General features: G+C 70.6%; 15 protein-coding genes. 6 read left to right on the forward strand and 9 right to left on the reverse strand.

The genetic code is table 11. The features are described 5' to 3' along the window. Window positions 1-2 precede the first annotated feature (2 nt). Window positions 3-713: a L,D-transpeptidase gene (locus EDD92_RS09850; RefSeq protein ID WP_123963949.1), complete on the forward strand. Its 711-nt coding sequence runs from the start codon at window positions 3-5 to the stop codon at window positions 711-713. Here EDD92_RS09850 and EDD92_RS09855 read toward each other — a convergent pair. Next, complete coding sequence (locus EDD92_RS09855; RefSeq protein ID WP_123963950.1) at window positions 700-2,160, reverse strand: cell wall metabolism sensor histidine kinase WalK; 1,461 nt, start codon at window positions 2,158-2,160, stop codon at window positions 700-702. The genes EDD92_RS09850 and EDD92_RS09855 overlap by 14 nt on opposite strands. Beyond that, window positions 2,157-2,897, reverse strand: a complete 741-nt coding sequence (locus tag EDD92_RS09860) for a response regulator transcription factor (RefSeq protein WP_123963951.1) — start codon at window positions 2,895-2,897, stop codon at window positions 2,157-2,159. Before EDD92_RS09860 ends, EDD92_RS09855 begins: the two co-directional genes overlap by 4 nt. Window positions 2,898-3,047: 150 nt before the next feature. Here EDD92_RS09860 and EDD92_RS09865 point away from each other — a divergent pair, with 150 nt between their 5' ends. The 5 genes from EDD92_RS09865 to EDD92_RS09885 all read left to right on the forward strand — a co-directional run bounded on the left by EDD92_RS09865 (window position 3,048) and on the right by EDD92_RS09885 (window position 7,983). Then, complete coding sequence (locus tag EDD92_RS09865; protein WP_123963952.1) at window positions 3,048-4,400, forward strand: ferric reductase-like transmembrane domain-containing protein; 1,353 nt, start codon at window positions 3,048-3,050, stop codon at window positions 4,398-4,400. A 10-nt stretch (window positions 4,401-4,410) separates the two neighbouring features. Then, window positions 4,411-4,878 carry an FMN-binding protein gene (locus EDD92_RS09870; protein WP_123963953.1) on the forward strand — a complete coding sequence of 156 codons (468 nt, stop codon included), beginning with the start codon at window positions 4,411-4,413 and terminating at the stop codon, window positions 4,876-4,878. 77 nt (window positions 4,879-4,955) lie between these two features. Continuing rightward, the gene (locus EDD92_RS09875; RefSeq protein WP_185123976.1) at window positions 4,956-6,338 is read left to right on the forward strand and encodes a ferric reductase-like transmembrane domain-containing protein; all 1,383 of its coding nucleotides are present in this window, start codon (window positions 4,956-4,958) and stop codon (window positions 6,336-6,338) included. A gap of 30 nt (window positions 6,339-6,368) precedes the next feature. After that, the gene (locus EDD92_RS09880) at window positions 6,369-7,187 is read left to right on the forward strand and encodes an FMN-binding protein (protein WP_185123977.1); all 819 of its coding nucleotides are present in this window, start codon (window positions 6,369-6,371) and stop codon (window positions 7,185-7,187) included. A gap of 55 nt (window positions 7,188-7,242) precedes the next feature. Beyond that, complete coding sequence (locus EDD92_RS09885) at window positions 7,243-7,983, forward strand: FAD:protein FMN transferase (RefSeq protein WP_399185395.1); 741 nt, start codon at window positions 7,243-7,245, stop codon at window positions 7,981-7,983. A gap of 82 nt (window positions 7,984-8,065) precedes the next feature. Here the strand turns inward: EDD92_RS09885 and EDD92_RS09890 are convergent, their stop codons facing one another. The 7 genes from EDD92_RS09890 to EDD92_RS09920 are packed head-to-tail and all read right to left on the reverse strand — an operon-like array spanning window position 8,066 to window position 14,284. Then, window positions 8,066-8,605, reverse strand: coding sequence for an arginine repressor (locus tag EDD92_RS09890; protein WP_123963954.1), 540 nt, complete (start codon window positions 8,603-8,605; stop codon window positions 8,066-8,068). Between the two features lie 7 nt (window positions 8,606-8,612). After that, window positions 8,613-9,806, reverse strand: a complete 1,194-nt coding sequence (locus tag EDD92_RS09895; RefSeq protein WP_123963955.1) for an acetylornithine transaminase — start codon at window positions 9,804-9,806, stop codon at window positions 8,613-8,615. Beyond that, window positions 9,803-10,717: an acetylglutamate kinase gene (gene argB / locus EDD92_RS09900; protein ID WP_099927533.1), complete on the reverse strand. Its 915-nt coding sequence runs from the start codon at window positions 10,715-10,717 to the stop codon at window positions 9,803-9,805. Before argB ends, EDD92_RS09895 begins: the two co-directional genes overlap by 4 nt. Beyond that, a complete protein-coding gene (argJ, locus tag EDD92_RS09905) occupies window positions 10,714-11,865 on the reverse strand; it encodes a bifunctional glutamate N-acetyltransferase/amino-acid acetyltransferase ArgJ (RefSeq protein WP_123963956.1) in 1,152 nt (383 codons plus the stop codon). The genes argB and argJ overlap by 4 nt, the downstream gene beginning before the upstream one ends. After that, window positions 11,862-12,890 (reverse strand): N-acetyl-gamma-glutamyl-phosphate reductase, encoded by a 1,029-nt coding sequence (gene argC / locus EDD92_RS09910; RefSeq protein ID WP_123963957.1) that lies wholly within the window; start codon window positions 12,888-12,890, stop codon window positions 11,862-11,864. The genes argJ and argC overlap by 4 nt, the downstream gene beginning before the upstream one ends. A 45-nt stretch (window positions 12,891-12,935) precedes the next feature. Continuing rightward, complete coding sequence (locus EDD92_RS09915) at window positions 12,936-13,334, reverse strand: GtrA family protein (RefSeq protein ID WP_123963958.1); 399 nt, start codon at window positions 13,332-13,334, stop codon at window positions 12,936-12,938. Continuing rightward, a complete protein-coding gene (locus EDD92_RS09920) occupies window positions 13,334-14,284 on the reverse strand; it encodes a glycosyltransferase family 2 protein (RefSeq protein WP_123963959.1) in 951 nt (316 codons plus the stop codon). The genes EDD92_RS09915 and EDD92_RS09920 overlap by 1 nt, the downstream gene beginning before the upstream one ends. Window positions 14,285-14,295 lie beyond the last annotated feature (11 nt).

The following is a 14,295-nucleotide window of genomic DNA, read 5'->3' on the forward strand; positions in this document are numbered from 1 at the left end:
CCATGCGATCAGCTCTCGCCGCCGGCGCTCTGGTGTCCGCCTCACTCCTGGTCCTCGGTGCCGTGCCGGCCGCGTCGGCCTCCGGTGCGCCTCTTCCCGCCCGGATGGCCGACACGGGCGGCGGTACGCAGCTGATCACCGCCGTGGCCCCGAAGGCGAGCTCGACGACCGGCAAGGTCACCTGGTGGGACCTGCGGGGCGGCCGGTGGGTGGAGGCCGGTTCGGTGTCCGCGCGGTTCGGGGCGAAGGGGCTCGTGGAGGGGGCGTCGCGGAAGCAGAACACGAACACGACCCCGACCGGGCTGTACGACCTGCCGTACGCCTTCGGCATCAAGGCCGCGCCGGGCGGAACGCTCTACAAGTACCGTCCCGTGCACCGGAGTTCGTGGTGGTGCGAGGACACCGCCTCCCGCTCCTACAACCGTTGGACCGAGCCGCGGCCCTCCGACTGCCGGGCGTCCGAGTCGGAACACCTGGCGTCCTACGGGACGCAGTACGCGTATGCACTCGTCATCGGGTTCAACTACCACCAGCGCGTACGGGGGCGGGGCGCCGGCATTTTTCTGCATGTCAACGGGCGCGGGGCTACGGCGGGTTGTGTGTCGGTTCCAAGTGATGCGATGCAGCGGATTCTGACGTGGGTGCGGCCTTGGAGCGAGCCGCACATCGCGATCGGGACGACGAGCGGGAGTACGGCGATCACGCGGTACTGAGCCACACGGTGAACGTGGTCGACCCCGGCCTGCTCTCCAGCCCCACGCTCCCCCCGTGCGCCTCCGCGACCGCCGCCACGATGGACAGACCCAGGCCCGCGCCCCCGCCGGGGGCGTCCTTGCGGCGGCGGTGTTCGGCTCGGGTGAAGCGTTCGAAGACGCCCGGCCGGATGTCCTCGGGAACGCCCGGGCCGTCGTCGTGGACCTTGAAGACGGCCGTGGGTCCGTCGGTCTCCAGCGACACCGTCACCTTGGTGCCGACCGGTGTGTGCAGACGCGCATTGGCCAGCAGGTTGGCCAGTACCTGGTGCAGGCGGTGTTCGTCGCCGGTGACCGTGACCGGTTCCTCGGGGAGCTCCAGGGTCCAGCGGTGGTCGGGGCCGACGGCGCGGGCGTCGGTGACGGCGTCCAGGACCAGGCGGGTCAGGTCGACGGGGAGGCGTTCGAGGGGGCGGCCCGCGTCCAGGCGGGCGAGCAGCAGGAGGTCGTCCACCATCGCGCCCATGCGGCCCGACTCGGCGGCGATGCGTTCCAGGGCGCGGGTGACCTCCGGCGGCACCGGGCCGGGGTGGAGGAGCGCCAGTTCCGCGTGGCCGCGGACCGAGGCGACGGGGGTGCGCAGTTCGTGGCTGGCGTCGGCCGCGAAGCTGCGCAGCCGCTCCTCACTGGCATGCCGTTTGGTCAGGGCGTCCTCGACATGGCCGAGCATGCGGTTGAAGGCGCCCGCGACCCGGCCCACCTCGCTGCGCGGGTCGGACTCGGGGGCGCGCGACGGCAGGGCCACTACGCCGCTGGCGAGGGGGAGTTCGCTGACCCGGGTGGCGGTCGCGGCGACCCGGCTCAGCGGCCTGAGCGACCAGCGCACCCAGAGGGCGCCCGCGACGCCGGTGAGGGTGAGGGCGGCGCCGAAGACGATCCCGGCGACCAGTTCGAGGCGGTGGACGGTGGCCTCCACGGGCTCCAGGGGCAGCCCGGTGATCAGGACGTCGCCGTCGATGCCCTTGGACGCGGTCACCCGGTAGCCGTCCAGGGTGGAGAGCCGGACGCTGTGGCCCCTGCCGTCGACCGGAACCGCGGCGAGCTGCCCGGTGTCCCTGGCCGTCAGCGGGACGTCGACGACTCCGCCGGTCCGGATGACCGCCGCGTTGGTGGCCGAGCCGTCGACCAGGCGGGCGCCGAAGGTGCCGGCGGCCTGTCTGCGGTCGTCGCCGTGTTCGTCGCCGTCGTGGTCGTCGGGGAGCTTGCCCCCGTGTTCCAGGCTGGCAGCGAACCTGGGGCCGACCTGGCCGAGTTGCTCGTCCAGGCGGCTGGTGAGGAAGCCGTTCAGTTCGATCACGGCGGCGAGGCCCACCGCCGCGCAGCTGACGGCCAGCAGCACCACCAGGCCGACGGTGAGCCTGGCCCGGAGCGTCCGCGGCCGGGGCAGACGCCTCCACTGCACCCTCATGGCGCCACCGGCTTGATCACGTACCCGGCCCCCCGCACGGTGTGGATCATCGGCTCGCGGCCCGCGTCCACCTTCTTGCGCAGATAGGAGATGTACAGCTCGACGACGTGGGCGCGGCCGCCGAAGTCGTAGGACCAGACCCGGTCGAGGATCTGTGCCTTGCTGAGCACGCGGCGCGGGTTGCGCATCAGGAAGCGGAGCAGCTCGAACTCGGTCGGGGACAGCTCGATCAGCTCGCCGGCCCGGGTGACCTCGCGGGAGTCCTCGTCCATGACCAGGTCGCCGACGGTCAGCCGCGGGCCCTCGTCCAGCTGCCGGGCCATGCCGGCGCGGCGCAGCAGCCCGCGTACCCGGGCGACGACCTCCTCCAGGCTGAAGGGTTTGGTGACGTAGTCGTCGCCGCCCGCCGTGATGCCCGCGATGCGGTCCTCCACTGCGTCCCGTGCGGTGAGGAAGAGGACGCACACGTCGGGCTTCACGGTGTGCAGGGAGCGCAGCACGGCGAAGCCGTCGGTGTCGGGCAGCATCACGTCCAGCACGACGGCGTCCGGCATCAGCTCCCGCGCCTCGGCCAGCGCGGAGGCGCCGTCGCCGGCCGAGCGGACCTGCCAGCCCTCGTAGCGCAGGGCACCCGAGAGCACCTCGGCCAGGTCGGGGTCGTCGTCGACGACCAGGACGCGCAGCGGAGTGCCGTCGGGGCGGGTGAGGGCCGGGCGGCCGGAGCGGGTGGTGTTCATCGCCCTACCAGGATCACCCCTCGCCGGGTCGGCGGGCCGTCCGCGATGCTCTGAGTTTCCTCTGAGTGGGCTCAGAAGGTGGCCGTTCAGAGCGTGCTGAGAGGTTGCGGCGGCACAGTTGCGTCCGGATACAGGCGAAAGGACGCACACATGACCACCGTGTACGAGCAGCGGACGGCACCGGCCGTGGCGCCGGCCGCGCGGCGCTCCCCCGCGGGCCCCGTGCTCGCCCTGCTGTGGGCAGGGGCGGCGGCCGTGGTCGCCCTGTGGTGGACGGACACCGGGTCGGTGGTCGGCACGGCCGGCTGGCTGACCGGGGCCGGGCGTATCGCCGGGCTGCTGTGCGGGTACGCGTGCGCGGTCCTGGTCGGGCTGATGGCGCGGGTGCCGCTGCTGGAGCGGCGGATCGGCTCGGACCGGGTGGCCCGCTGGCATGCGATGGCCGGGCGTTACACGGTGTGCCTGCTGGTCGCGCACATCGTGCTGATCCTCCTCGGGTACGCCGCCCAGGACAGTGCCTCGCTCTGGCACGAGACGGTCACCGTGGTCCTGGACTACCCGGACATGCTCAAGGCCACCTTCGGCACGATCATCCTGTTCACGGTCGGCATCACCTCGGCCCGCGCGGCCCGCCGTCGGCTCAGCCACGAGTTCTGGTACTACGTGCACCTGCTCGCGTACGTGGCCGTCTTCCTGGCCTTCTTCCACCAGCTGACGCTGGGCAACGAGTTGAGCGGCCACACCGCGGCCACGGCCGCCTGGTACGTGCTGTACCTCGGTGTCGCGGCCCTGGTGCTGTGGTTCCGGGTCCTGGTCCCGCTGCGGCTCAACCTTCGGCACCGGCTGCGGGTGGAGTCGGTGCACAAGGAGGCGCCGGGCGTGTACTCCGTCGTCGTACGGGGTGAGCGGCTGGACGAACTGGGTGCGCGGGCAGGGCAGTTCTTCCGCTGGCGGTTCCTCGGCGAGGGCATGGGGTGGACGTCGACGCCGTACTCGCTGTCGGCGACGCCTCGCCAGGACCTGATGCGGATCACGGTCAAGGCGCTCGGCGACCACAGCGCGGCCGTCGCGCTGCTGCGGCCGGGCACCCGGGTGTGGGCGGAGGGCCCGTACGGGTCGCTGACCCAGGACCGGCAGACCGCGCAGAAGTCCCTGCTGATCGCGGGCGGCGTCGGCATCACACCGCTGCGGGCGCTGTTCGAGACGCTGCCCGGCGACGTCACGCTCCTCTACCGGGCACGCACCGCCGAAGGCCTCGCCCTGGGCGGGGAGTTGGAGGCCATCGCCCGGTGGCGGGGAGCCAAGGTGCTGTATGCGCTCAACGGGCCGGACGGGCGGCGCCCCAGCCTCACCGCCCAGTCCCTGCGCGCGTCCTTCCCCGACCTCGCGGGCCACGACGTCTACATCTGCGGGCCGCACGGCTTCGCCCGCGATCTGTACGAGGCGCTGCGCACCGCCGGTGTGCCGGACCGCCGTATCCACCACGAGTCGTTCGAGCTGTGAGGCAGTAGAAGTGCACGCGTTGAAGAAGAACCGCCCGCTGCGCCGCATCGTGCTGGCGAGTGCCGCCACGGTCTCCGGGATGGTGCTGCTGCTGTCCCTGAAGCCGCACTCGACGCCGGACGTGGGCCTGGCCGTTCCCGCGCCGTCCAGCAGCTCGAGCTCGGGCACGTCCGGCGGCTCCGGAGGATCGACCACCACCGTCACCAAGTCGGTCACCGGAGACACGATCCAGACCCGCTGGGGCCCGGTCCAGGTGAAGATCACCGTCAAGAGCGGCAAGCTCACCGACGTGACCGCCGTGCAGTACCCGACGGACAACCCGAAGGACCAGGAGATCAACAGCTACGCCCTCCCCCGGCTCCGCAGCGAGGCACTGCAGGCCCAGAGCGCGAGCATCGACACCGTCTCGGGAGCCACGTACACAAGTGATGGTTACCGCCAGTCACTCCAGTCCGCACTGGACTCGGCACGCGGCTGAACACACCGGCGTCGCGGCACGTATCTCTGGGCCAAGGGACCACGCCAACCCCCCTTGCCCCCCGCCCCGGAGGAACAGTGACCACCACGCTCGCAGGCGGCCGCGCCGCCCGCCGCCAGACGATGCGCCGCATCCGCCCGCGCCGCTCCCCGGCGACCGTCCTGCTGCTCGCCGTATGGGCGGGCGCGGTCGCTGTGATGTGGCTGTGGTGGCACAACACGCCGTCCATCGCCGACCAGAACGGCAAGATCCTCAACGCGGGCCGGATCACCGGCCTGCTGGCCGGCTACCTGATGGCTCTCGTGGTGCTGCAGATGGCCCGCGTGCCCGCTCTCGAACGGCGCGTCGGCTCCGACCGGGTGGCGCGCTGGCACGCGATGAGCGGCCGCTACACGCTCTGCCTGGTCTTCGCGCACGTCTTCCTCATCATGTGGGGCTATGCGTTGCAGGCGGGCAAATCGCTCGGCGACATCGTCCAGCAGACGATCGACTCCATCAACCAGCTGCCGGACATGGGCAAGGCGGCCATCGGCACCGGTCTGTTCCTACTCATCGGGCTGACGTCGATCGGCCCGGTGCGGCGCAGGATCCCGTACGACACCTGGTACCACGTCCATCTGCTGACGTACGGGGCCGTGTTCCTGACGTTCTGGCACCAGATCACCACCGGCAACGACTTCGCCGTCGAGCCGACCGCGAAGACCTTCTGGTACGTGCTGTACGGGTCGGTCACCGCGCTGGTCGTCTGGTACCGCATCCTCACGCCGATCCGCCTGAACCTGCGGCACCGCATGCGCGTCGAGGCCGTCATCGAGGAGACCCCGGGCATCGTGTCGGTGCTGATCGGCGGGCGGAAGCTGCACCGGATGGGCGCGGAGGCCGGACAGTTCTTCCGGTGGCGGTTCCTCGCGCCGGGCATGCGGTTCTCCTCCCACCCCTACTCGCTGTCGGCGGCGCCCCGCCCCGACATGCTGCGGATCACCGTCAAGGCGATCGGCGACCACAGCGCCCGGCTGCGCGAGCTGACGCCCGGCACCAAGGTGTGGGCCGAGGGCCCGTACGGCGCGATGACCGCGCAGCGGCGCAGCCGCGGCAAGGTGCTGCTGGTCGCGGGCGGCGTCGGCATCACGCCGATGCGGGCGCTGTTCGAGACACTGCCGGGTGCCTCCGGCGACATCACGCTCCTGTACCGGGCCAACACCACGCAGGACCTGGCCCTTTGGGACGAGCTCGCCGCCATCGCCGACGACCGCGGCGCCCGGCTGATGTACGCGGTCAACAGCCCCGACGGGGAGCGCCCGGACATCTCGGCGGAGCGGCTGCGCCAGAAGCTGCCGGACATCGAACAGCACGACGTCTTCATGTGCGGGCCGGCCGGCTTCGCGCAGGGCGTGTACGAAGCACTGCGCGGCGCGGGAGTGCCCGCCCGCCGCATCCATCACGAGTCGTTCGAGATGTGAGCGACGGGACTTCAGGAGCTCAGGAAAGCGATGAAGAAGAGTCACCCCATCCGGCGTGTCGTGCTGGCCACCGCCGCCACCGTGTCGGGCGTCGTACTGCTGCTGTCGCTGAAACCGGCGTCCGACCCGAACGCCCAGGCGGCCGGTGCGGCCCCGCAGCAGACCGCGGCCGCGCAGGAGTCGCCCCAGGGCGGCTCCGCGGCGGCCGGGACCGGCACGGTCGACGGCAACGTGGCCCAGACGCAGTACGGCAACGTCCAGGTCCGGCTGACCGTCAGCAACGGCAAGATCACCAAGGCCGAGGCGATCCAGGCGCCCAAGGGCGGCACCAGCGACCAGAAGACCGCCCTCTCCATACCCAAGCTGACCAAGGAGACGGTCACCGCACAGAGCGCGCAGATCGACTCGGTGTCCGGGGCGACGTACACCAGCAACGGCTACAAGCAGTCGCTGCAGTCGGCCATCGACAAGATGAAGGCGAGCGCGGGCTCTTCGCAGGGCAGCGGCTCCTCGCAGAGCAGCGGCGCGGGCTCCTCGTCCGGGAACTCCCAGGGCTCGGGCACGGGGAGCACCCAGGCCAAGACCGTGACCGGCAGTGTCGCGCAGACCCAGTACGGGCCGGTCCAGGTCCGGATCACCGTCAGCAACGGCAAGATCACCAAGGCCGACGCGGTGCAGGCGCCCAAGGGCGGGCTCAGCGACCAGAAGACCGCGATGGCCATCCCCAAGCTCAACCAGGAGGCGGTGGCGGCCGGCAGCGCGAAGATCGACGCGGTGTCGGGTGCCACGTACACGAGCAGCGGCTATATGCAGTCGCTGCAGTCGGCACTGGACCAGGCCGGTGGCTGAGTCGGTGGCCGAGTCGGCAGAAGCTCCCGCCGCGGTGCGTCATGCGGAGGAGGTCATGGGGACCGTCTTCTCCTTCGACGTCCGCGGCGGGGAGCCCGGTGCGGTGCAGGCGGCGCTGGCGGAGGCGATCGCCGGGCTGCACCGGGTGAACGAGGTGTTCAGCACGTACCGCGACGACAGCCAGGTCTCCCGGCTCGCGCGGGGTGAGCTGACCGTGGAGCAGTGCGATCCCGAGGTCGCCGAGGTGCTCGCACTGGGCGCCGAGGCGGAGCGGGTGAGCGACGGCTGGTTCAGCATGCGCTACGAAGGGCGGCTGGATCCGACCGGGATCGTCAAGGGCTGGGCCGCCGAGCGCGCGGCCCGGCTGCTGGCGGTCACCCCCGGCGTGAGCGGAGTGAGCATGAACGGCGGCGGGGACGTCCAGCTGCTCGGCATGCCCGAACGGCACCGGCCCTGGCGGGTCGGGGTGGCGGACCCGCTGCGTCCGGGCGGGCTCGCTGCGGTCGTCTCCGCGGCCGGCGCGGACGAGCTGGCGGTGGCCACCTCCGGCACCGCCGAGCGGGGCGCCCACATCGTCGACCCGCGCACGGGCCGCTCCGCGGTGACCGACCTGGTGGCGGTGACCGTGGTGGCCCCGAAGCTGACCTGGGCGGACTGCTGGGCCACGGCGGCCTTCGCCATGGGCTCGAGCCAGGGCCTGCGCTGGCTGGAGTCCCTGCCGGACGTGGAGGCGCTGCTGATCACGGCGGGCGACGAGGTGAGATGCACGGGGGGCCTCGCATCTCGCCTCGGGTAAGCACAGCGCCCCGTAAGGGGCGCGGGGAACTGCGCGAGCAACCCCCACAACCCGCAGTCGGCGAACGACCGCAAGCCCCCCTTCAGTGCCCGTTCTGAGCCAACCGCAGCATGTGCTCCGCCAGCGCCTGACCACCCGTCGGATCCCGGCTGATCAGCATCAGCGTGTCGTCACCGGCAATCGTCCCGAGAATGTCATGCAACTCGGCCTGGTCGATCGCCGAGGCCAAGAACTGCGCGGCCCCCGGAGGCGTCCGCAGAACAACGAGATTCGCCGACGCCTCTGCGGAGATCAGCAGCTCCTGCGACAGCCGCCGCATCCGCTCTTCCTTCGCCGACTCGCCCAGCGGCGCCCGGGGGGTCCGGAAACCCCCCTCGCTAGGCACCGCATAGATCAGGTCGCCGTCGTTGTTGCGGATCTTCACCGCGTTGAGCTCGTCCAGGTCCCGGCTCAACGTCGCCTGCGTGACATTCAAGCCGTCGTCGGCCAACAACTTCGCCAACTGGCTCTGGGACCGCACCGGTTGCCGGTTGAGGATGTCCACGATCCGGCGGTGGCGTGCGGTGCGGGTCTGCGGCACGGCAGGCCCGGCGTGCTGTGCGTCGTCCTGCGCGTGACTCATCGTCGTCTCATTCTCCGGATCCGTCCCCGTTGGCCTGGTCCAGGATGCCGGGGAGCGCCCGGAGGAACGCGTCCACCTCGTCGTCGCCGAGAGTCAGCGGCGGCATCAGCCGTACGACGTCGGGGGCGGGGGCGTTCACCAGGAATCCGGCCTCCTGAGCCGCCTGGCGCGCCTGGGGCGCGAGCGGCTCGGTGAGCACGATACCCAGGAGGAGGCCCGCGCCCCGGACATGGGCGATCAACGGGTGGCCCAGTGACTCGATTCCGTCCCGCAGCTTCTCGCTCTGCTGCTTGACGTTCTCCAGCAACCCCTCGTTCGCGATCGTGTCCAGGACGGCGAGCCCGGCGGCGCAGGCGACCGGGTTGCCGCCGAAGGTCGTGCCGTGGTGCCCGGGCTGCAGCAGCTCGGCGGCCCGGCCGAAGGCGACGGTCGCGCCGAGCGGCAGTCCGCCGCCGAGGCCCTTCGCCAGCGTGACGACGTCCGGCAGGACGCCCTCGTGGGCCTGGTACTCGAACCAGTGGCCGGTACGGCCGATTCCGGTCTGTACCTCGTCGAGGACCAGCAGCGCACCGGTCGCGGCGGTGATCGCACGGGCGGCCTTGAGGTAGCCGGCGGGCGGCACGACGACGCCGATCTCGCCCTGGACCGGCTCCAGGATGACCAGCGCGGTCTCCTCGGTGACCGCGGCCGCGAGCGCCTGCGCGTCGCCGAACGGCACATGAGTGACGTCACCCGGCAGCGGCAGGAACGGCTCCCGCTTGCCCTGCTGGCCGGTCATCGCGAGAGCGCCCATGGTGCGGCCGTGGAAGGCGCCCTCGGTGGCCACCACGTGGGTACGCCCGGTCAGCCGGCCGATCTTGAAGGCCGCCTCGTTGGCCTCGGCGCCCGAGTTGCAGAAGAACACCCTGCCGTCCCGCCCGAACAGCTGCAGCAGCCGTTCTGCAAGGGTCACGGTGGGCTCGGACATGAAGAAGTTGGAGATGTGGCCGAGGGAGCCGATCTGCCTGCTGACGGCCTCGACGACCGCCGGGTGGGCGTGGCCGAGCGCGTTGACGGCGATGCCGCCGACGAAGTCGACGTACTCCGTGCCGTCGGCGTCCCACACCTTGGCGCCCTCGCCGCGCACCAGGGGCAGCAGCGGAGTGCCGTAGTTGTTCATGAGCGCGCCCTGCCACCGCGCGGTCAGTTCCTGGTTGCTCACGACTCCCCCTGTACGTGCGGATTCTCGTCGGGCACGACCATCGTGCCGATGCCCTCGTCGGTGAAGATCTCCAGCAGGATCGAGTGCTGGACCCGGCCGTCGATGACGCGGGCGGTGGTGACGCCGCCTCGCACGGCGTGCAGACAGCCCTCCATCTTCGGCACCATGCCGGAGCTCAACTCCGGCAGCAGCTTCTCCAGTTGGGAAGCGGTGAGGCGGCTGATCACCTCGTCGCTGTTCGGCCAGTCCTCGTAAAGGCCCTCGACGTCCGTGAGGACCATGAGGGTCTCGGCGCCCAGCGCAGCAGCGAGTGCCGCAGCCGCCGTATCAGCATTGACGTTGTAGACATGTCCGTCGTCCTGGCTACGGGCGATCGACGAGACGACCGGGATGCGGCCGTCGGCGAGGAGTGCCTCGATCGCGCCCGTGTCGATCTCGGTGATCTCGCCCACCCGCCCGATGTCGACCAACTCGCCGTCGATCTCGGGCTGGTGCTTGGTGGCGGTGATGGTGTGCGCGTCCTCGCCGGTGAGGCCGACGGCGAGCGGGCCGTGCTGGTTGAGCAGTCCGACCAGTTCGCGCTGGACCTGCCCGGCGAGCACCATGCGTACGACGTCCATGGCCTCCTCGGTGGTGACGCGCAGGCCGGCCTTGAACTCGCTGACGATGCCGTGCTGGTCGAGGGCGGCGCTGATCTGCGGGCCGCCGCCGTGCACGACGACCGGCTTCAGGCCGGCGTGGTGCAGGAAGACGACGTCCTGCGCGAAGGCGGCCTTCAGGTCCTCGTCGATCATGGCGTTGCCGCCGAACTTGATGACGACGGTCTTGCCGTTGTGCTTGACCAGCCAGGGCAGCGCCTCGATGAGGATCTGGGCCTTGGGGAGCGCGGTGTGCTTACGCGTAGTGCTCATGACGAGTAGGCGCTGTTCTCGTGAACGTAGTCGGCGGTGAGGTCGTTGGTCCAGATCGTGGCGGTCTCGGACCCGGCGGCGAGGTCGGCGACGATGTGCACCTCGCGGTAGCGCATGTCGACGTTCTCGCGGTCCTCGCCGACGCCGCCGTTCTTGCAGACCCAGACGCCGTTGATGGCGACGTTCAACTGGTCCGGCTCGAAGGCGGCCTTCGTCGTGCCGATCGCGGAGAGCACGCGGCCCCAGTTGGGGTCCTCGCCGTGGATCGCGCACTTGAGGAGGTTGTTGCGGGCGATGGAGCGGCCCACCTCGACGGCGTCGTCCTCGCTCGCCGCGTTGATCACCTCGACCTTGATGTCCTTGCTGGCGCCCTCGGCGTCCCGGATGAGCTGCTGGCCGAGGTCGTCGCAGACCTGCCGTACGGCTTCCGCGAACTCCTCGTATTCCGGGGTGATGCCGGACGAGCCCGAGGCGAGCAGCAGCACCGTGTCATTGGTCGACATGCAGCCGTCGGAGTCCACCCGGTCGAAGGTCGTGCGCGTCGCCGCCCGCAGCGCCCTGTCCAGTACGTCGCTGTCGAGGGCGGCGTCGGTGGTGAGGACGACCAGCATGGTGGCGAGGCCCGGGGCGAGCATGCCCGCGCCCTTCGCCATACCGCCCACGGTCCAGCCGTCCTTGGTGACGACGGACGTCTTGTGGACGGTGTCGGTGGTCTTGATGGCGATGGCGGCCTTCTCGCCGCCGTGCTCACTCAGGGCCTCGGCTGCCGTCTCGACACCCGGGAGCAGCTTGTCCATGGGCAGCAGCACGCCGATCAGGCCGGTGGAGCAGACGGCGACCTCGATGGCGCCCCGGCCGAGGACCTCGGCGGCCTTCTCGGCGGTGGCGTGCGTGTCCTGGAAGCCCTTCGGGCCCGTACAGGCGTTGGCTCCACCGGAGTTGAGGACGACGGCGGAGACCTGGCCGCCCTTGAGGACCTGCTCGGACCACAGCACCGGCGCGGCCTTCACACGGTTGGAGGTGAAGACACCGGCGGCGGCGCGGCGCGGACCGTTGTTGACCACGAGGGCCAGGTCCGGGTTGCCGTTCTCCTTGATTCCGGCGGCGATGCCCGCAGCCTGGAATCCCTTGGCTGCCGTGACGCTCACGGTGCGACTCCGATCGTGGAAAGCCCCGTGGACTCGTCGAGTCCGAGGGCGAGGTTCATGCTCTGGACGGCACCGCCCGCGGTGCCCTTGGTCAGGTTGTCGATGGCGCTGATCGCGATGATGCGGCCCGCCGCCTCGTCGTATGCGACCTGCACCTGAACGGCGTTGGAACCGTAGACGGACGCCGTCGCGGGCCACTGCCCCTCGGGCAGCAGGTGGACGAAGGGCTCGTCGGCGAAGGCCTTCTCGTACGCGGCGCGCACGGATTCGGCGGTCACGCCCGGCTTGGCCTTCGCGCTGCAGGTGGCGAGGATGCCGCGGGGCATCGGCGCGAGGGTCGGGGTGAAGGAGACGGAGACCCGCTCCCCGGCCGCCGCACTGAAGTTCTGGATCATCTCGGGGGTGTGCCGGTGGCCGCCGCCGACGCCGTACGGCGACATGGAGCCCATGACCTCGCTGCCCAGCAGGTGCGGCTTGGGCGCCTTGCCCGCGCCGGAGGTGCCGGAGGCGGCGACGATCACGGCCTCGTTCTCGGCGAGTCCGGCGGCGTAGGCCGGGAAGAGGGCCAGGGTGGCGGCCGTCGGGTAGCAGCCGGGTACCGCAATGCGCCTGGACCCCTCCAGCGCGGCGCGGCCACCCGGCAGTTCGGGGAGGCCGTAGGGCCAGGTCCCGGCGTGCGCGGAGCCGTAGAACTTCTCCCAGTCGGCCGCGTCCTTGAGCCGGAAGTCGGCGCCCATGTCGACGACGAGCACGTCCGGGCCGAGCTGCTCGGCGACGGCGGCGGACTGGCCGTGGGGCAGGGCGAGGAACACCACGTCGTGCCCGGCGAGGACCTCGGGGGTGGTTTCCTGGAGTATCCGGTCGGCCAGCGGCAGCAGATGCGGCTGCAGCGCGCCGAGCCGCTGGCCCGCGTTGGAGTTGCCGGTCAGGGCCCCGATCTCGACCTCGGGGTGCGCCAGGAGCAGACGCAGGAGCTCTCCGCCCGCGTACCCGCTCGCTCCGGCCACTGCCGCACGTACCGCCATGTCATCCTCCTCCTGGATGGCATGACTATACGTAACGATGCACGTTTATGCAATCGGAGCAGGGTCCGCCTTCGGGAGCATGATCCGCCGGGAGACGACGAAGGTCACCGGGATCGCCGCCAGGGACGCGAGCAGCGGGGCGAAGCGGCTGCTGAAGTGCAGGAGGTCGACGAGCACGTAGACGCCGGCTGTCGTGCTGAGGAAATTCGCGGCGTTCGTCAGGGGAAAAAGCAGGAATTTCCGCAGGGTGGGGCGGGTCCGATAGGTGAATCGCGCATTGAGGAAAAACGAACCGGTCAGACTGAGCGCGGTCGCGAGGATATGGGCGAGGAGGTAGGGGAGACGGGTGAGGAGCAGCAGGTAGGCAGCGTAATACGTGCCTGTGTTGACGACACCGATCACGGCGAAGGTGATCATCTGCCTTGAAACAAGTGCGGTACGCATCAGGGAATGAGGTCCTTCGCCCGGTCCACATTGCTCGCCTTCACCAGGAAGTGCGGGCGCCGTTTGACCTCGTAGTAGATGCGGCCGGTGTACTCCCCGATGACCCCGAGCATGACCATCTGCACTCCGGCGACACCGGTGACCGCGGTGATGATCGTGACATAGCCGGGCGTCTGCACGCCGTTGACGAGCGCGGCGCCCACGATCCACGCGGTGTACAGGCCGGCGCACAGCAGCAGACCCATGCCCAGGTAGAGGGCGAGGCGCAGGGGCCTGTTGTTGAAGGAGAGCAGCCCGTCGATGCCGTAGTTGAGCAGGCTGCGCAGGCTCCAGGAGCTGCGGCCGGCCTCGCGGGCGGCGTTCTCGTACTCGAAGGTGGTGCTGGGGAACCCCACCCAGGCGAACAGGCCCTTGGAGAAGCGGTTGTACTCGGTGAGCTCCAGGACCGCGTCCACCACCCGGCGCGACATCAGCCGGAAGTCGCCGACGCCGTCGACGAGTTCCACGTCGACGAGCCGGTTGATGAGCCGGTAGTAGAGGCGGGCGGTGACGGTGCGGGTCATCCGGTCACCGGTCCTGGTGCGCTTGGCGATGACCTGGTCGTAGCCCTCCTTGCGCAGGTCCACCATGCGTTTGATCAGTTCCGGCGGATGCTGGAGGTCCGCGTCCATGACGATCACGGAGTCTCCCGAGGCGTGGCGCAGGCCGGCCAGCAGCGCCGCCTCCTTGCCGAAGTTGCGGCTGAAGGAGACATAGCGCACGCGCGCGTCACGGTCGGCCAGCCGCTCCAGCGCGGCGAGCGTGCGGTCGCGGCTGCCGTCGTCGACGTACACGAACTCCATGTCGTGACCGAGCGGAAGGAGCTCCTCCGCGACCTTCTGGACCTGGTCGTGGAAGCGCTCGATGACGTCTTCTTCGTTGTAGCAGGGCGCGACGATCGATATGAGCATGGTTTTTCCCC

It is taken from the genome of Streptomyces sp. TLI_185 (genome assembly GCF_003814765.1).
In the GTDB taxonomy this organism is placed as follows: Bacteria; Actinomycetota; Actinomycetes; order Streptomycetales; family Streptomycetaceae; genus Streptomyces.